The organism is Soehngenia sp. (genome assembly GCF_055108775.1).
Window position 1 is genome coordinate 26,272 of sequence record NZ_JBSQIL010000001.1, and the last position, 18,744, is coordinate 45,015.

Consider the following 18,744-nt stretch of genomic DNA (forward strand, 5'->3'; position numbering starts at 1 on the left):
TTTAAAAAACCACAGTGAACGAATTGTTCACTGTGGTTTTTTAAAATGGCTGAATTGTTTCAATCATTTGAGAGGGCTTTACTAAATTCCCTGCCAAATCTCTTATATATATAGGGTTATCAATAACTCTAATTGAATATTTTGACTGTATAGGTTTAGATTTTAATGTGATGACTAAAGTTGATTTATCTGTTGATTTTACAGTTGTTGTGTAATCATCTGTACTTAATACTTTATTGTCAGCCAGTCTAATTATTTGAAGATCTCTTCTATAAAGGCTAGCTCCCTCTTCTTCTAAAGGCTCACTAAAGGTTATCTCCATATTGTTTCCATTTATCATCACTAAATTGCTCTTTAGAACTGGGCTTACTTCATCCACTACATTAAATAGCCCTGGGTCTACATTTGTTCCAATTGATGTCTTTATTTTATTAGTATTTGGAATGACAGTTGTATTTGGTTGAATATATGTCGTGCTATCAGCGAGCACTATTTGCACTGTATTTGATCCGTCAACTATTACTCTTGAAATAGTGTGTCCTGCAACTACAAAATCCGATATATCAGCTTTTATTATAGGCATATTGAACTTTACTTTAATGAGATTAGGTTCTGTCAATACAGCTTGTTTGCCTGTTATATTTGGATAGTAGTCAACAACTTTTCCATTTCCAGTTGCACTGCCTTCAAATTTTAAACTCAATATCAGAGGATCAGTGAAATTGCCAGATGTATCTTTTAAACCTCTTACTTCAAGATTTGTCAAGTTATCAGCAGCACCTATCATTACTTTTTTGCCATACATATAGTCTGGAAGTACGATAGTTAAAGTTTTCAAGTCTGGACTTAAATTAATTTGAGTACCTTGTATTAGATAAACTTCAGTCCCGCCAATTTTTGCGATGTAGTTATATAAATAACTAGTGGTTTTTTCGTCCATTGGCTTTGAAAACTCCATGATAATTGTATTTCCGTAGCCTGAATAATTTAATAATCTTGGACTTTCAAAATCTTTTACATTGAGTGTAGTGGTATATGGCTCTATCTTCGTTCCATTTACATCTTTAATTTCTGATACCGTAAGTTTTACTGCGCCTTTTGGCAAGGTACTGTAAAAGTTAATCGTGTATTCTCTTCCACTTCCAACTACATCTTTTATCAACACCATACTTCCATTAGCATCTACTACGCTATAACTACTTGGTACATTTCCAAGTACTGCTTTATTGTATATAACTTTTATGAACTTACCTGTATCTCCTACCATGACAGACACCACTTCAGGTTTTCTTGTATCTACTGTTGGAGTTACTTTTATCAATACTTGAGATATTTTATTGTCAGAATAATCGCCTATTCCTTCGATGAAAATGCTAGTTTCTTTATTTGGAATAGGGTTTGTGTTAAAGGTTGCAATTACTTTTTTTCCATCCACAGTAATTGAATCTGGATATTTTCTGTATACCCCATCCTGTTTCCAGTAGATGCTTTCTTTAGTAACTGTTATTGGATTTATGAGCTCATTGAATTCAACTGTCAATTGATCCACCGAAGCTGTCGATTTAACTATCTCAGGAGCAGAAGTGTCCTTTACAACAGTAAATGATCTTGTATCAATGTTTATTTTATTTCCTGCAAAATCTTCTAAACCTTGTGTCAGTATGGTATATGTTCCAGGGGCTAATGTAGTTGATGTAGAGTATCTTAACTCTATGGACTCATATGATAGCACTGGATTTGACAAAGATGTGGTTGCATTAATGTTGAAGTTGCTCATTGAAGGAACTGTTTTTATAGGCTCTGAAAAATTGATTCTTATTCCAGTAGTTCCCAAAACATCAATACCAGTCACTCTAGGAGGAGTTGTGTCATTTGCAGTGAAAGTTTTATTGCTAAACTCTACAACTTCATTTGTGGTAGATCTGATATTTTTAGCTGTTAGAGTATATTCTTTACCATTTTCCATTGTGCCGTTTAATACAAGTACAATTGTCTTATCTACATTTTCATAGTAAACTCTGTTTATAGCACCTGCATTTGTCTCATAGTTATATACAAAACTTGAAAGATTTGTATCTACAGGTTTATTTAGATTTATCTTTATTTCTTTTAAATTGTCAGCAAAGACACTTGACAGGTCAAATTTTATATTTGTGATCGAGAAAGTCTTTATTTCTGTAGATTTTGTTCCACTAAAAATAATATAACTGTATTCTCCTAAGTTTAAATCATTTTTTGTAAAGTCAAAAGAACCATCATCATTTAAAGGGATATTTAAAGTTTGTATTCCATTGTTGGATTTTAAGTATAGCTTCAACTCACTGACATCTTTTACAGAACCCTTTAAGTTTAAAGAGTCATTTACCACTTTTGCATCATAGCTAATATCAAGTGGAATTAAATTCAACACTGCCATGAGGGAAATAGTACTTCCCTTCACAGGCAGTGCTAGTGCATTGTATATCATAGCAGAAGCTTCTCCACGAGTTAGTGTCTGAGATGCAGCGAAATTTAACCCCTTCATAATCCCGAGATTTTGGGCTAGAGTTGGCACATTAGACCAGTTTTTTGCCTCATCTGTATAACCCAAAGCTCTTAGGAGAACTGTTTGAAACTGTTGAACTGTAACAGTTTGACCATATCCAAATTGAGTCGTTGTCATACCTACTATGAGGCCTTCGTTTTTTGCCCACAGTATATAGGGGATGTAGTAAGCTTGGTTAGAACCCAAGTCTTTAAATACATTTACTCCTTTATAGTTTTTCGCCTCATCTTCTTTGCCATATAGCCTTGATATGAGTACTACCATTTGCTCACGGGTAAGTTTAGAATCGAGATTTAGATTTCCATTTTCGTCACCAAGAAGCACTCCTAATTTATTTAGAAATTCCCCTTGTTCTGTGTAAGGATTGTCTGCAGATACTATTGATCCTGTACTCATCAGTAGTATCAATGCCAGCACAAAAGACATAATGCGCTTCATAAAATCACTCCCTTTAGTTTTATACTGTAATTATACACCAAAACACAGTATTTTAATATTACATTTAAGTTAATTTAGTATTGTGAATGATCAGAGTGTATTGTATAATCGAATTATCATATTATTTTAGGGAGGATACTTTCGTGGAAGAAATAAGCTTAAAAGAAATTCTATTTTTGTTAAATAAACATAAAAAATTAATCATCATGATTACTATCATCGCTACTTTACTAGGTTTGGCATTCAGCTTATTAAAGAGTTATGAATATGAGGCTTTTACAACTTTAATGATACAAAGGCCTGAAAGTGAAGAGGTTGAAATAGTTAATGATTCTCAAGAACTTCAAAAAGAACAGAGATTTATTGCTACTTGCATTGATATTTTGAGATCTAGAAGCATGTTTGATGAGGTTAGCAGAAACTTAGGACTAGATATGAAATACAAGGATTATCAAAAAAATATAAGTATATATCAAACTAGTTCTGCACCAATAATTGGAATTTCTGCTAAAAATGAGGATCCTGAGATTGCGGCTTCAATTGCTAACGAATTAGCTACTTTATTTATAAACAATGCAGGCCGTTATGTTGAAATTGAATCAGTATCATTAATAGATAAAGCTATCATACCAAAAGATCCAGTTGAAAAAAATACAATTCTTAATATATCTATTGGGGCTATTTTGGGATTAATGTTGGGTGCGTTTTTATCTTTTGCGATAGAATATCTAGATGATACTATAAAAACTCCGATAGACGTTAAAAATTATCTATCATTGCCTGTAATAGCTACTATACCAAGCGAAATTACCCCGGCAGATATAAATAAAGCAAAAAACAATAAGTCCTTAGAGTCTTTTAGGATCATGAGAGCAAATATTAAATACAACAAAAATAGAGATTTAAAAAGTTATGTCATAACATCTACCATACCTAAAGAAGGAAAGTCTTACATTGCTGAAAATCTAGCAAAATCTTTTGCCGGTTCAGGAGATAAAGTTCTGATTGTAGATTTTAACCTTAGGAATCCTAGTTTAAGCCAAAAATATAATTTAGAAGAAAAACCGGGGATGATAGATTTACTACAAAACAAAATTAAAATCGAAGATCTATTATTCAGTCATAAAATTAGTGATAATCTTTACCTAGTTCCCAGTGGGAAAGAAGACAATATAAATGGTACGGAGCTTTTAAATACTGACATAATATTGAACATTAAAAAAATCATTCAAGAAAACTTTGATAGAATCATAATTGATACTCCTGCATCTACTACAGTTGCTGATGGAGTTGAATTGACGGCGATTTTTGATGCAACTATTTTAGTTGTTGGAGTAAACGAAACAAAAGTGGAACTTGCTAAACATACTGTTGAACTACTTAATAACGTAAAAGCTAATTTAGTAGGGGTTGCACTGAATAAAATACCTCTTAAGGAAGAGAAATATTTAGGTTATTCACATCTTTATGTAAAAGACTATAATGAAATATAACTCTAATTTTAAAGCATCATTTCGAAACATATAGAAATGGTGCTTTATTTCATTATTGTTACAGTTTCCATAATCTGATTAAATTTAAACTCAAAGTGATATAATATAATTGAAGAAAATTATAAAGGGGTGGAAACAATGAAAAGATTGTTAAAACTGACTGCTTTAAGTTTAGCATTTGTTATGACACTAAGTTCAGCAATAGCATTTGCTGATAGTCCAAATGGCAAATCAAAAGCTAAAGTGGATACTAAAATTGTGACTAAGCTATCTACTAGCGATCAAATATTACAAGAACTCAAAGGCAAAGTAAAAGTTGAAAATTTAGAGTTAAAAGAAATGAAAGCTAAGAATTTGATTCAAGTAAATGGAAATGTCAAAATTGATGGCATGGATTTATCTCAATTCAAGGGAAACACAAAGATAAAAGTTAAATTAAACAATGTTGTAGTCAATCTAGATAAAAATGGCAATTTTAGCCAATTGATGAACAAAAATAACCTAGAGAAACTTGTACTTGGAGTTTATGTAGGGAAAGTTAAGCTCTATGAGCAAAACGTAGATGTTAAGACATTGCCAACTTTGACATTAGAGAAAGCTTTTCAAATTGCTAGAGAAAAGGTTGCTAAAATTCCTACCTTGGAAAATTTAAAATTAACTGACAAACAAACAGTAATTGAAGCAAGAGACGCACTAAATGATCTGAGACGCTTACTTGGGATGAGTGCAGCAACAAATGTGGAATATCAAACGATGTTAGCTAAAGTAAATCAAGCATTAGAAAGAATAAGATTTTTAGAATCAACAACATTGAGATGGGTTGAAGAACCTAAACTCATTAAATATCAAGATAACAATGTTTTAATTGGGAAGCTTTTTATACCGGAAAAAGTATCAAATGTAGTTGTTAAAGTCAATGGAGAAGTTGTAATGACTGCATTGGGAGCATTCAGATATAATGTGAACACAAATGCAGAAAATTTGATTGTAACTGTTGAAATAAACGGTGTAGTGAACAGTGAATTAACTAGGATTATTAAAAATGACACAAATACGATTACTGTTCAATATGTGATGGATTTGATCAATGCTTTACCATCGAAAGATAATGTTAAATTGTCAGATAGGGATAGTATAATTAAAGCAAGAGCTAGTTATGAAAAATTATCTCAAGAAAATAAAGCTTTAGTAACTAATTTGTCTAATCTAATCGAAGCCGAGTTAAAACTGAGAGAGTTAGAAATGGCACAATTATCTTGGGTATTTAAGCCAATCGCATTTTCAGACGGACAATATATTGGCAAATTAAATCTTAATAATATTGATAACGACAGAGTAAAAGTAAGACTTGGAACAGCTCCAAATGATGATTTAGCTGTATTAAACAACGGGTTTGTCTTCATATCAAAAACAGGGACAGAGTTAGTTGCTGTTCACGTTTATTTAGATGGGGTTATTGTACCAAGCTTAAGTGTAACAATTAATTAAATATTTTTATAAAGCACACTCCTAAGTAGCAAAGGGTAATACCAAACTACTTGGGAGTTTTTCATTTTTTTATAAATTTTTAAAGATGATTTTATTAATCATGTGTATTTTTTACAATTCATGGGTATATAAAAGACGCAGTAAAAAACGCAATAAAAAATAAAGGGGGATTTTTATGATTACCAGGAATAAAAAGTTTCTAAGTATTGTTCTTTCTTTTGCAATGGTTTTAGGCTTTCTAATTGTACCGACAAATGTTACTCAAGCTGCTAGTAGCGAGAGCTTGACTATTCTTCATGTAAACGATATGCACGGAAGAGTCGCAGAAAATGAAGGAAGTAGTGAACTAGGATTTGCAAAACTTGCAAGCGTTGTCAATGGATTGAGAGCTACTGATCCAAATGTGTTGTTTTTAAATGCTGGAGATACTTTCCACGGAACAATTGACGTTAATTTAACTCAAGGTGAAGAAATAGTAAAGATCATGAATAAAATGGGATTTGATGCAATGACTCCCGGAAATCACGATTTTAACTATGGATATAACAGATTATTAGAGTTAAAAGAAATGGCTGAATTTCCAATTTTAGGGGCAAATATCGTAAAGGAATCAGACAAAACATCAGACTTTGAGCCATATATCATTAAAGATATGGAAAATGGGCTAAAAGTAGGTATCTTTGGACTTACTACAGATGAAACAAAATATAAATCACACCCATCTAATACAATAGGCATAGAATTCGCTGATGCTGTAACTACAGCAGATAAGTATGTCAAAGAATTAAAAGATAAAGGTGCAGATGTAATAATTGCATTAGTACACTTGGGCATAGATGAATCAAGTGTCAACACTGCAAAGAAATTAGCTGAAAATGTAGAAGGAATTGATTTAATCGTCGATGGACATAGTCATCATATGCTTGAAGAAGGTATGATCGTAAATGACACTTTGATAGTTCAAGCAGGGTCATATACTCAAGATGTAGGATTTGTTAAATTAGAATTTGACAATGGTAAGATTGTTAAGAGAACTGCTGAAGTAATGACTTATGAAGATTTAAAAGAAACTGAGCCTGATGAAGAAATAGCAAAGATGGTAGAAGAATTAGTTCAGAAAAACGAGCCTTTAAAGAATGTTGTTGTTGGAAGAACTGAAGTAAAACTTGAAGGAACTAGAGAACTAGTTAGAACAGGAGAAACTAATCTAGGTAATTTAATCACAGATGCTATGAGATCATTTACTGGAGCAGATTTTGCTCTTACAAATGGCGGAGGGATTAGAGCATCTATAGATGAAGGCGAAATAACATTAGGAGAAATACTGACTGCGTTTCCATTTACCAATACTCTTGCAGTCATAGAAGTTACTGGTGAAGAAGTATTACAAGCACTAGAACACGGTGTTGATGCTTATCCTGAACCAGCAGGTCATTTTCCACATGTAAGTGGTTTAACCTACACTTTTGATCCATCAAAACCAGTTGGGCAAAGGATAGTTTCTGTTACAATAAATGGGGAACCAATTGATAAGACTGAAACATATACTATGGTTACAAATGACTTTTTAGCTGCTGGTGGAGACGGATACACTATGTTTACTAACAAACCATTTGTAGGTGAGGGTGGTTTATTATCAGACGTACTAGCTGAATATATTTCTCTAACTGAGATGATAGGACCAAGAGTTGAAGGAAGGATTAAAGCAGTAAAAGCACCTACAGAGCCTACTACTCCTACTGAACCAACTGAACCAGCAGGAGATATTAAACACATTGTAGAAAAAGGAGAAGTTCTTTATAGAATTGGGTTGAAATACAAAGTTCCATGGCAAGAATTAGCTCAATACAATAAATTAAAGAATCCTAACTTGATTTATCCTGGACAAATCATATTAATTCCAACTAAATAGTTGATCTTAGGCAGCCCGTTGGGGCTGCCTAATAGGTGTATAACAGAGGAGGCCAATATGGTAAAGCATTTTGATGATTTTGAGGTAGAGGTAGTACAGAATTTAAAAGGTGGCAAAGGGTATGTGACGATAATTAGATTATTAGAAGAAGAAGAATTTTTAGGAAAGGGTAAATTATTTGGAAAAGCTATTATCAAACCGGGAAATTCAATAGGTTATCATCAACACAAGAAAGACCAAGAAACATATTACATATTAAATGGTCATGCAATGTATAATGATAACGGAAAAGAAGTGTTTTTAGAGTCTGGAGATTTTACTATTTGTAGACCCGGTGAATTTCATTCTATAGAAGCAATTGGAGATGAGGACTTAGAATTTTTGATGCTCATATTAAATGAATAAAACAAACTCCCAATATTGGCAATCTGCCTTATTGGGAGTTTATTGTTATTTTGTCATAGCTGCAGTACCTGCTAGGATTTCGCCTGATCTATGGCAAGCGACAAAATGTTCAGGTCTTACTTCTTTGAACTCAGGAGTTACCTTTCTGCACTCATCTATAGTATAGAAACACCTATCTGCAAATCTGCATCCTGGAGGTGGGTCAATAGGAGAAGGTACATCTCCTTCAAGTATTATTCTCTTTCTAGCCCTTTGAATTTCTGGGTCAGGGATTGGGATTGCTGAGAGCAGTGCTTGTGTATATGGATGAATTGGGTGGTCATATAATTCTTCGGATTTAGAAAGTTCCATCATCATACCTAGATACATTACACCAACTCTATCAGAGATATATCTTACCATAGACAAATCATGTGCTATGAAAAGGTAAGTTAATCCCATTTGTGTTTGCAAATTTTTAAGCAAGTTTACGACTTGGGCTTGTATAGATACATCTAGTGCGGAAATAGGTTCATCACATACGATGAATTTTGGATTTAATGCTAAGGATCTGGCAACGCCAATTCTTTGTCTTTGACCTCCTGAAAATTCATGAGGAAATCTTAATGCATGCTCTTCGTTTAACCCAACTAGTTCCAACAACTCAAATACTCTTTCTCTTTTTTGCTTATCTGATTTATATATACCGTGAATATCAAGTGGTTCAGCTATAATCTCTTCAACTGTCATACGTGGGTTAAGTGATGCATATGGATCTTGGAAGATCATTTGGATATTTCTTCTAATAGGCTTCATATTATGTCTTGATAATTTATATATATCTTCACCTTCAAAGTATAGCTCTCCTTCAGTAGGCTCATAAAGTCTTATTATTGTTCTGCCTGCAGTTGTTTTTCCACATCCAGATTCACCAACTAGACCTAAAGTTTCACCTTGATATATATCAAAACTAATTCCGTCAACTGCTTTTAGTGTTCCTCCGCTAACATTAAAGTATTTCTTGATATTTCTTGCTGATAAAATAGGTTCTGTCATCATTAAACACTCCTTTCATGTCGGATGTCATTAGCCAATGGGTGATTTAACCAACATCTGCTATAATGCTCTGAACTATGGTATTCTGGGTCTGGCATATAGTCTTTGCATACTTTCATAGCATAATCACATCTATCAAAGAATGCGCACCCTTTTGGAGGAATATATAAATCTGGAGGAGTGCCTTCTATATAACTTAGACTTTCATCACGTTTCATATCTAGCCTAGGAACACTTTCAAGTAATTTTATCGTATATGGGTGTTTTGGATTTTTAAATATATCATTTACATTTCCTTGCTCTACTATTTGGCCTGCATACATTACTATGACTTTGTCGCTCATATCTGCAACTACACCCAAGTCATGTGTGATTAATATAATTGACATATTCAATTTATCTTGAAGTTCTTTCATAAGATCCAAAATTTGTGCTTGAACTGTAACATCTAGAGCTGTAGTTGGCTCATCTGCAATCAAAAGTTCTGGATTTGCAACCATTGCTAGAGCAATCATAACTCTCTGTCTCATTCCACCTGAGAATTCATGAGGATATTGGTTGACTCTTTTTTCAGGCTGAGGTACTGAAACTAATTTAAGCATTTCTATAGCTTTTTTATGAGCTTCCTTACTCGTCAATTTTTGGTGTTTAATAAGACCCTCAACTATTTGTTTACCAACTCTCATTGTTGGGTTTAAGGAAGTCATTGGATCTTGAAATACCATTGAAATTTTACTTCCTCTAATATCTTGCATTTCTTTATCTGTCTTTTTTACTATATCTTCACCTTTAAAAAGGATTTCTCCACCTTTGTAGAAAGCTGGGGGCATAGGCAAAAGCTGCATGATTGAACTTGCAGTAACACTTTTACCACAACCAGATTCTCCTACTATTGCCACGGTTTCTTTTTTCCCGACAGTAAAACTAATATCTCTAACAGCCTCAACTTCACCAAAGAAGGTCTTGAAGGAGACTTGCAAATTCTTAACTTCTAGTATGTTTTCCATTTTTCCCCCTCCTATTTCCTAAGCCTTGGATCTAATGCATCTCTAAGTCCGTCTCCTAATACATTGAAGGAGAACATTATTAAGGATATCAAAAGTGCAGGGAATATAATCTGGTAGGTTAATCCAACTGCCATTCCTGCTAATCCATCATTTGCCAGTGTACCAAGACTTGATTTGGGAGCTTGTAGACCTAAACCTAAGAAACCCAAAGTTGCTTCTGCAAATATAGCTCTTGGTATAGTTAAAGTAACATTTACAAGTATTGGGCCAAGAGTATTTGGCAATATATGTTTTCGCAGTATCCAGCCTTGATCAGCACCCAAAGATTCAGATGCTAGAGAGTATTCTGCTTCCTTTAATTGAAGTACCTGACCTCTTACCAAAATAGCCATAGGTACCCAGTCAGTTATAGTCATAGCAAGTATTATTACAAATAAAGAAGTACCAGAACCTTGGCTTGAGAAAACTACTGACATCAAAATTACTACCAATAGATATGGAATACTATATATTACTTCAGCAATACGCATCATTACGGAGTCAACTCTCCTTGATGAAACTCCTGCTATACCACCATATAATATACCAACTGTAAAATCAATTGCAGCAGCTAAAACACCTATCAAAAGCGAATATCTAGCTCCATACCATGTTCTAGTGAAAAGGTCTCTACCTAGTTCATCGGTTCCAAACCAAAACTGAGAATTAGGTTTTACATTTATATTACTATAATCTTGTTGAAAATAGGTATAACCACTTATCATAGGCCCAATTATAGCCATCAATGTGATTAAGATTATTAAAGTTAAACCAACCATAGCTAATTTGTTTTGTTTTAACCTTCTCCATACGTCAGGCCAATACTTTATGCTAGGTCGTCTTATTTTTTCTGCATTTTGTTGCTCTTCTGTGGCTCTTTCAAACATCTCTTTAGTAAGCTCAGCCATTTAATGTCCCTCCTCAGTTAGTCTTATTCTTGGGTCAACAAGCATATATGTTATATCTACTAATAGTAACATCACAACGAGTATAAGTGCATAAAACACAGTAGTTCCCATTATAAGCGTGTAATCTCTGTTACTGATTGATTTAACAAAGAACATCCCCAAGCCTGGGATACCAAATATTTTTTCGATAACAAAACTTCCTACCAATAGGTTAGATATAGTGATACCTAATACTGATACAACAGGAAGTATTGCATTTCTAACAGCATGTTTCATGATTACTGCAAACTTGGATAGACCCTTAGATTTCGCAGTTTTGATGTAGTCCTGATTTAGAACTTCAAGCATGCTAGACCTCATAAGCCTTGCCATTGTAGCTAGCGGCATAAGACCTAATGCAAAAGATGGCAGAATTGTATGCTTAAATTCTCCCCATCCTCCAATTGGTAAAAAACCGATATTTCTTGCCACAAACTGTATAAGAAACGTACCCATTACAAAACTAGGTACTGATATACCTATAATAGCTACAATCATCGATATGTAGTCGGGAATTTTATTTTGATAAAGAGCAGCCATAGCACCAAGTGCTGGTCCAAAAATTATAGCAAATACTAAAGCTTGAGCACCCAATCTTGCTGATACTGGGAAACCTCTTGCTATCATCTCATTAACTGTTTCAACACGAGACTTCATACTCTCGCCAAAATCACCTCTAAGTAGATTACCTAGATATATAAAGTATTGTTGATATAATGGCTTATCAAGTCCATATTTTTTCTGAAGGTTTTCATAGACTATAGGCGGCATTTTTCCTTCTTGGGCAAATGGATTACCAGGGATAGAATGCATCAGTATAAATGTTATGGTAACTATGGCCCATAGAGTAACTATTGCCATACCAAACCTTTTAAGCAAGTATTTTTTCATCGTTTAGCTCCTTTCATATATTTTAATAAGAGAAAATCAGAAAGCAGAGCTCCTGATTTTCTCTAAAAAAATATAATATTTCTGAAAGATTATCTATTTATGTCAGCGTATGTTATTGTAGGATAGTTTAGTGGAGTCTTGTATATTCCAGATACATATGGTTTTACTGCATATGGTTGAGTATAGAAATATACTGGGACAATTGGTACATCTTCCATCAATATTTTTTCAGCTTTTCTCATAGCATCAAATCTTACGGGTTGATCAGCAGTGCTTTTTGCTAGATCTATAAGTTTATCATATTCAGGATTGTTGTAGTTAGCATCGTTGAAAGGTCCTGTTGAGTACCACAAATCTAGCATAGTCATTGGATCACTATAGTCTCCGATCCATCCAGCTCTTGATATATCATAGTCGCCAGCTTTTTCTCTGTCTAGTTTTACTTGGAATTCAACATTCTCTAGACCTATCTCTATACCTAGGTTTGTTCTCCACATTTCTTGAGCAGCTTGAGCTATTTTCTTATGTGCTTCGGATGTGTTATAAAGTAAAACAAACTTTTGTGCATTGAAATCTGCGACTGTCATGCCTTCTTCAGCAAGCCCTTCAGCAAATAATGCTTTAGCTTTTTCAACATCGTATCCTATTAAGTCGCCATTAACTTCCCTAAAGTCTTTTCCATTTTCATCCAATAGTCCTGGAGGTACAACGCCTGTTGCTGCAATTTGACCACCTTGAGCTATCTTTTCAACGATAGTTTGTCTATCTAGTGAATATGCCAATGCTTGTCTTACTTTCTTGTTGTTGAAAGGTTTTTTGTCATTGTTTAGGTTGTAATAGTAAGTTCCAACTTGTGGACCTATTTCAAGCTCTGGACTATTTTGAGCTTTAAGCTGTGCTACTACAGCTTGTGGAAGAGTTACTAATATGTCATACTCTCCGCCTTCATATTTTTGCCATGCTGTATTTTCATCTTCAATTATATCGAAGTCAATTCCTGTTAATTTTATACTGTCTTTGTCGTAGTAATTTTCATTTTTAGCTAATATTATTTTTGCATTATGTTGCCAAGTTTTAAGCATGAAAGGCCCATTGCAAACATAAGTTGATGGGTCTTTTGCCCAATCTGGATTAGCTTCTACTACAGATTTATTTACTGGGTAATATGTGTAGAATGCACATAGATCTAAGAAATATGCAGTAGGAGTTTCAAGTGTTACTTCTAGAGTTTTGTCATCAAGAGCTTTTACAGCTACATCATCTACTGTTCCTTCTCCGGAGTTATATGCTTCTGCACCTTTGATGTAGTATAGTTGGAATGCATAGTCTGCTGCTAGTTCAGGATCAAGAGCTCTTTTCCATGCGAATTCGAAATCTTGAGCAGTTACAGGATCTCCATTTGACCAATAAATATCATCTCTAAGAGTGAATGTGTAAGTCAAATCGTCCTCTGATAAAGTGTATTCTTTTGCCATTCCTGGAATAACTTGTCCTGTTGAATCATGTTTCATAAGGCCTTCAAACAAATTGTTTAGTATCCATGATTCATGAGTACCTTGAGCAAGTGCTGGGTCTAATGAACCGGGTTCACTTGAGTTGTTAGTACGAAGTATTTTTTCAACTGGTTTTTCTTCGCCTGTAGTTGGAGTTTCAGGTTCTGGCGTAGCAGTGTCTTCGCCTGAACTACAAGCTGAGACAAATACTGAAACGACTAAAAGCAAACTTAGCAATATCAATAATTTTTTGCTCTTCATATAATTTCCCCCTTTTTTAAATTGCACTACGACAAGATAAGTTTAACATTATTTTAATATTTTGACAAGAGGCAATATATTAGCAACCTTTGCCAATTTCTTATCAATTTAAAAATTAAGAAAAATTAGAAAATGTATAAAAATATGGAAATAGAATGTTATTTATTTCATATATGGACTTAACTCTATAAGATATTGGAAGATATTGCAAAAAAATGCAATTACAAAGTCAATTTAGGGAAAATTCACTATAATCAGATAATAATTCACAAACTATTATATATCTGCTATAATAAACGAAAATAAAAGGTGGTGGGAAAGTTGTTAGATGTATATTCTATGGCTGTTAAATTAAAAAATGCTCAAAAAAATCTCGAAATCTCAAGTCTTGATGATAGAAACAATGCACTTTTGAGTGTTTCTAAGCATTTGTGGTTAAGGAGAGAGGAAATATTAAAAATGAATGAAGTGGATGTATCAAATGCAAAGATAAAGGGAATGAAAGAAGGATTGATAGATCGGCTTTATTTAGACGAGAATAGATTATCTAATATACTTGATAATATTCGCTCTATAGAAAAACTCAAAGACCCTTTGTGGAAGTCAGAAAAGGTATGGACTCACAAAAATGGGATGACAATTTCGAGGATGAGTGTTCCTATCGGTGTAATAGGTATAATTTATGAATCTCGCCCAAATGTTACTATAGATGCTTTCAGTTTAGCGATAAAATCTGGGAATTCAATTCTTTTAAAGGGAAGTTCATCATCTATAAATACAAATATTGCAATTGTAAATATTATAAAAGAGGGATTGAAAAATTCAAGCATATCCGAGGATGTAGTATTTTTTGTCGAGGATGAAAGAAGAGAAGTAGCTGATGAGATAATGAATTTGCAAGGGTTAATAGACCTCTTAATTCCAAGGGGAGGTAAGGACTTAATCAATTATGTGGTAGAAAATTCAAAAATTCCTACATTAAAAACTGGAGAAGGGAATTGTCACATATTTGTAGATGAATCTGCTGATTTTAAAATGGCTATTGACATAATAAAGAATGCAAAACTACAAAGAGTAGGAGTTTGTAATGCTTGTGAAAAAGTACTTATTCACAAGCATATAAAAGATAAATTCTTGCCTCTATTATATAAAGAACTTAATGACAAAGTTGAACTTAGAGGATGCGAATTGACGAAGGAGATTGTTGATGTTAAATTAGCATATGAAAATGACTGGTACGAAGAGTATTTAGATTATATACTGGCGATTAAAATTGTGGATGATTTAGATGATGCAATAGAACATATAAATAAATATGGAACTAACCATTCAGAAGCGATAATTACAAATAATTTAAGAAATTCTTTAATCTTTCAAAAAAGGGTAAATTCAGCTTGTGTCTATGTTAATGCATCAACTCGATTTTCAGATGGTACTGAATTTGGATTTGGAACTGAAATGGGTATAAGCACGCAGAAGCTACATGCTAGAGGACCAGTAGGATTAGAACAATTAGTAACCTATAAATATGTGATAGTTGGAGATGGACAAATTAGAAAGTAGGGATAAAATGAATAGGGAAATATTAAAATCCGCTCGTAAAATTGTCATAAAAATCGGGTCAAGTACTTTGACTGATGAATCTGGGAAAATTGATAAAGAATTCATCAAAGGATTATCCGATGAAATCAAAGAAATTTTAGACAGTGGCAAGAAGATAATAATAGTATCTTCAGGGGCAAGGATAGCTGGGGTTTCCACTATTGGCAGATGGTCAAGAAAAGAGGATATTCATTATAAACAGGCTCTTTGCGCAATTGGACAAGTAGAGCTCATGGATTCCTATAGAAAGATATTTTGGGAGAAAAACTTACATGTTGCTCAAATTTTACTGACTAAAGATGATTTTGAATCAAAGACTAGAACTTTGAATATCAGAAACACAATATTTACTTTAATAGATGAAGGAGTTATTCCTATTATTAATGAAAATGATACAGTCAGTGTAGATGAGATAAAAATAGGTGATAATGATATGTTGGCAGCATATTCTAGTGTGCTGTGGGGAGCTGATTTACTTATATTGATGAGTGATATTGATGGGATTTATGATAAAAGCCCTAAGGAGTATGAAAATGCCGAAATTATTCATAATATAGATGATATAAAACAGATAAAAAATATGATCTCAATAGGGAATAAAAGTTCATTTGGCAGTGGTGGAATTGAAACTAAATTAATGGCTGCAGAATATGTAAATAAATTCAATATACCACTAATAGTACTTAAAGGGAAGGAAAAAAGAGTTATTTCGAGGGCTATATCAGGCGAAGATATAGGCACATTGATATTTGATGAAACAAATTAAATATTGACATCGAACAAATGTTCTGATATATTCATCTCATAGTTATCGAAAGAGTGAATATACAGGAGGTAAGACTATGCAAAAATCGGATGAAATATATGATGAAAAGCTAGTAGCTATTATCCCATATTATGACAGTATTTTAGGAAACTCAACAAAATTATACTATACAGATGGAGAGAAACTTATATATAAGACTATCAAAACTGTGATTAGAAATTTATGCATACATTATCAATTCGACATGAAAGCATCTAACAAATACTATAGCAAGATGTTATCGAGCAAATCACAATTACCTGTTGCTATATCAACAGGTCTTATTTTTATACAACTAAAAATAAGGGAACCAATTGGTAAAGATGATGGGGCAATGGGATTTTTCAAATTAAGCTTTATAGATAAAATATATTCAGCTAATGGAGATGTGATTATTCGATTAAAAAATATGAACGAGTTTAAGCTTTTATGTACTTTAAATACTGCTGAAAAACAGTTTAAGAATGGACAATTAGTAGAGAAATTACATAAAGATGTCGAGAAAGACAAAGTAACTGAAGCATTGGTATATTATCAAAAAGAAGATTCACCAGCCATGAAGTCAGATATAGCAAGGCTTTTTATGAAAATTGATGACATATTAGAAAAAATAAAATAGATTTTAAATAAGTAGAGTAAGAACAAAGAAAACTCTACTTTTTATTTTTTTGTAAATCTATATTAAGCTTATCTCACCTAGGAATAATAAAAGAGCGCTCTTTAAAAAGGAGCATATAGTGAGAGAAATCGAGAGACTTTATGAAGAATCGATTAAAAATGATGATGATGCTAAATACGAATTAGTAGAAAAATTTTATCCATTGATTATTTCGTCAATAAAAAAATACTACAATTGCTACTATGAATATGAGGATTTAATAGAAGATGGGAAAGTAGTTGTCTTAGAATGTATCAGAGATTTTGATAAGAGTAAAAATGTGCATTTTAGTGGTTATGTTAAGACAAGATTAAAATATTTTTACTTGAATAAGCTAAATACCAATAGGGAAATTTTAACATTAAATCAAAAAAATGAGGAGGGAATTGAGTTGGCTGATTTAATACCGAGTGAATATGATTTAGAAGAAGAAGTGGTTATTGATGATTTTTCTACAAGAATGCAACTTCTTTTTAAAAATTTATCTTTAAAAGAAAAAGAGATAATACTAGAGTTTTACTATAAGGGATTATCTATCGATGAAATAAGTACAATACACAATATCAATTATAGAACTGTGCTTGAATTAAAAAGAAGAGCTCATAAAAAACTTAGAGAGATGATGGAGGGACATAATGATTGAGAAGATGTTAATAAAGAATAATTTCTCTGCTAGAAATAAAGAGAAAATAAAATATATTGTAATTCATGACACCGGAAATGAAAATAAAACTGCAAATGCCATTAATCACTATATGTATTTTGATAGACCAAAAGTCTTTGCTTCATGTCATTATATAATTGATGAAAATCATATACTTCAACTTGTGGAAGATAATAATTCAAGTTTTCATTGTGGAGATGGCAAAGGAAAGTTTGGCATAACTAATTCTAATTCTATAGGAATTGAATTGTGCATAAATCAGGGGAATGATTGGGATATAACTAAAGAAAAAGGATTGTATTTAATTAGGACTCTCCTTATGAAATATGATTTAGAGAAATCCAGAGTGGTAAGACATTTTGATGCTTCATTAAAAATATGTCCAAAAAGAATGAGTGATATGGGGTGGAGGGAATGGACTTACTTTTACGATAAAATATAAATTATTTTGCATTTACAAGTGCCATTCCCTTGTCTATCAGACTATTTTTCTTTACTGATTTGACATTTTTATAGTAACTTACTATTTCATCTTTTAGAGAAAGGTCTAGAGAGTTTTTCTTGAGATCTTTCTCTAATTCATCTACTAATGCATAAAATTTTATATCAGATTCTTTTTCGATTTTATAACCCTTATCCAGATAAAACCTAGCAAGATCAAATTTGCTGTAATTTCCAGTATTATAATCTGCTATGGCATCAGCAACTAAATTATCGAGTGTCTTGTTAAATTCATCTTCTAGTAATTTGAATTTTGGGTTATATATTACAGCAATTTCATCCATAGACAATGTATTTACATTTTTGTCTATTTTAGAATCGTTATTTTTTATGTTATCTACTTTAACTGAACTATTTGTATTAGTATTTTCACTAATGTTTGAATCGATATCATTTAGATATTTTTCTAATGGGTTTTCTAATATTATTTCATCTTCAATTTTAGATTGAGTTATTCTTGAGTTTGCAATAGACCCTAAAAATTTAATCTCTTTTCTAAAAAATAATATTGGAATTAATAAGATGATTATTAATATTAAAAATATGTATCTTTTTTTCAA

At 32.6% G+C, this 18,744-nt stretch carries 16 protein-coding genes; 9 read left to right on the forward strand and 7 right to left on the reverse strand.

Annotation, left to right across the window (positions count from 1 at the left end; translation table 11 throughout):
* Positions 1–40 precede the first annotated feature (40 nt).
* Entirely contained in the window at positions 41–2,983 is a 2,943-nt protein-coding gene (locus tag ACTB1H_RS00110; protein ID WP_463260795.1) for an Ig-like domain-containing domain, read from the reverse strand.
* Between the two features lie 143 nt (positions 2,984–3,126).
* On the opposite strand from ACTB1H_RS00110, the gene ACTB1H_RS00115 reads away from it, so the two are divergent.
* From ACTB1H_RS00115 to ACTB1H_RS00130, 4 genes are all read left to right on the forward strand, one after another.
* Positions 3,127–4,476 carry a tyrosine-protein kinase domain-containing protein gene (locus tag ACTB1H_RS00115; protein WP_463260796.1) on the forward strand — a complete coding sequence of 450 codons (1,350 nt, stop codon included), beginning with the start codon at positions 3,127–3,129 and terminating at the stop codon, positions 4,474–4,476.
* Between the two features lie 138 nt (positions 4,477–4,614).
* Positions 4,615–5,964, forward strand: a complete 1,350-nt coding sequence (locus ACTB1H_RS00120) for a hypothetical protein (protein WP_463260797.1) — start codon at positions 4,615–4,617, stop codon at positions 5,962–5,964.
* A 175-nt stretch (positions 5,965–6,139) separates the two neighbouring features.
* The gene (locus ACTB1H_RS00125; RefSeq protein ID WP_463260798.1) at positions 6,140–7,876 is read left to right on the forward strand and encodes a 5'-nucleotidase C-terminal domain-containing protein; all 1,737 of its coding nucleotides are present in this window, start codon (positions 6,140–6,142) and stop codon (positions 7,874–7,876) included.
* Positions 7,877–7,933: 57 nt separating this feature from the next.
* Complete coding sequence (locus tag ACTB1H_RS00130; RefSeq protein WP_463260799.1) at positions 7,934–8,281, forward strand: cupin domain-containing protein; 348 nt, start codon at positions 7,934–7,936, stop codon at positions 8,279–8,281.
* 45 nt (positions 8,282–8,326) lie between these two features.
* Here the strand turns inward: ACTB1H_RS00130 and ACTB1H_RS00135 are convergent, their stop codons facing one another.
* The 5 genes from ACTB1H_RS00135 to ACTB1H_RS00155 form a co-directional block, all read right to left on the reverse strand.
* A complete protein-coding gene (locus ACTB1H_RS00135) occupies positions 8,327–9,319 on the reverse strand; it encodes an ABC transporter ATP-binding protein (RefSeq protein WP_463260800.1) in 993 nt (330 codons plus the stop codon).
* Complete coding sequence (locus ACTB1H_RS00140; protein WP_463260801.1) at positions 9,319–10,323, reverse strand: ABC transporter ATP-binding protein; 1,005 nt, start codon at positions 10,321–10,323, stop codon at positions 9,319–9,321. Before ACTB1H_RS00140 ends, ACTB1H_RS00135 begins: the two co-directional genes overlap by 1 nt.
* Before the next feature lie 11 nt (positions 10,324–10,334).
* Positions 10,335–11,270 (reverse strand): ABC transporter permease, encoded by a 936-nt coding sequence (locus ACTB1H_RS00145; RefSeq protein WP_463260802.1) that lies wholly within the window; start codon positions 11,268–11,270, stop codon positions 10,335–10,337.
* On the reverse strand, positions 11,271–12,200 hold the full coding sequence (locus ACTB1H_RS00150; RefSeq protein WP_463260803.1) for an ABC transporter permease: 930 nt from the start codon (positions 12,198–12,200) through the stop codon (positions 11,271–11,273).
* Positions 12,201–12,289: 89 nt separating this feature from the next.
* A complete protein-coding gene (locus ACTB1H_RS00155; protein WP_463260804.1) occupies positions 12,290–13,954 on the reverse strand; it encodes a peptide ABC transporter substrate-binding protein in 1,665 nt (554 codons plus the stop codon).
* A 321-nt stretch (positions 13,955–14,275) separates the two neighbouring features.
* On the opposite strand from ACTB1H_RS00155, the gene ACTB1H_RS00160 reads away from it, so the two are divergent.
* The 5 genes from ACTB1H_RS00160 (at position 14,276) to ACTB1H_RS00180 (ending at position 18,125) form a co-directional block, all read left to right on the forward strand.
* Entirely contained in the window at positions 14,276–15,517 is a 1,242-nt protein-coding gene (locus ACTB1H_RS00160; RefSeq protein WP_463260805.1) for a glutamate-5-semialdehyde dehydrogenase, read from the forward strand.
* 7 nt (positions 15,518–15,524) lie between these two features.
* Positions 15,525–16,322: a glutamate 5-kinase gene (gene proB, locus ACTB1H_RS00165; RefSeq protein WP_463260806.1), complete on the forward strand. Its 798-nt coding sequence runs from the start codon at positions 15,525–15,527 to the stop codon at positions 16,320–16,322.
* Positions 16,323–16,398: 76 nt separating this feature from the next.
* Positions 16,399–16,980, forward strand: coding sequence for a hypothetical protein (locus ACTB1H_RS00170; RefSeq protein WP_463260807.1), 582 nt, complete (start codon positions 16,399–16,401; stop codon positions 16,978–16,980).
* 118 nt (positions 16,981–17,098) lie between these two features.
* A complete protein-coding gene (locus ACTB1H_RS00175; protein ID WP_463260808.1) occupies positions 17,099–17,662 on the forward strand; it encodes a sigma-70 family RNA polymerase sigma factor in 564 nt (187 codons plus the stop codon).
* Positions 17,655–18,125, forward strand: a complete 471-nt coding sequence (locus tag ACTB1H_RS00180) for a peptidoglycan recognition protein family protein (RefSeq protein ID WP_463260809.1) — start codon at positions 17,655–17,657, stop codon at positions 18,123–18,125. Before ACTB1H_RS00175 ends, ACTB1H_RS00180 begins: the two co-directional genes overlap by 8 nt.
* 1 nt (position 18,126) lies before the next feature.
* On the opposite strand, the gene ACTB1H_RS00185 is transcribed toward ACTB1H_RS00180, so the two are convergent.
* A complete protein-coding gene (locus tag ACTB1H_RS00185) occupies positions 18,127–18,744 on the reverse strand; it encodes a hypothetical protein (RefSeq protein ID WP_463260810.1) in 618 nt (205 codons plus the stop codon).